2 rRNA genes are annotated in these 405 nt (G+C 48.9%); both read left to right on the forward strand.

Annotated features, from left to right (window positions below):
* Positions 1 to 100, forward strand: a 23S ribosomal RNA gene (locus tag KJS58_RS25000); the annotation flags it as partial.
* Positions 101 to 303: 203 nt separating this feature from the next.
* Positions 304 to 405: ribosomal RNA gene (rrf, locus tag KJS58_RS25005) — 5S ribosomal RNA — on the forward strand; the annotation flags it as partial.

Genomic DNA, 405 nt, shown 5'->3' on the forward strand with positions numbered 1-405 from the left:
TTAGTAAGACCCCTTGAAGACGACGAGGTAGATAGGCTGGGGGTGGAAGTGCAGCAATGCATGGAGCTGACCAGTACTAATCGGTCGAGGGCTTATCCTAAAAGCTTTCTGAAGGAAAGCTACTTCGGAAGCATATGCTATAAATCGCAAAGATTGTTTCGTATCTAGTTTTCAGGGAGCAAATCCTTGAGGAAAACCAAGCGCTTGTTTCTTGATTCACACTTCGGTGTTGAACCCAAGCAAACGCGAAAAGCGAATGGATTTTCCGAAGATTTTCAAGAAGCGTAAGCTGAGAAAATCCTGTTTGGTGGCGATAGCGGAGGGGTTCCACACGTACCCATCCCGAACACGACCGTTAAGCCCTCCAGCGCCGATGGTACTTGGACCGCAGGGTCCTGGGAGAGT

The organism is Paenibacillus sp. J45TS6 (assembly GCF_018403285.1).
In the GTDB taxonomy this organism is placed as follows: domain Bacteria; phylum Bacillota; class Bacilli; order Paenibacillales; family Paenibacillaceae; genus Paenibacillus.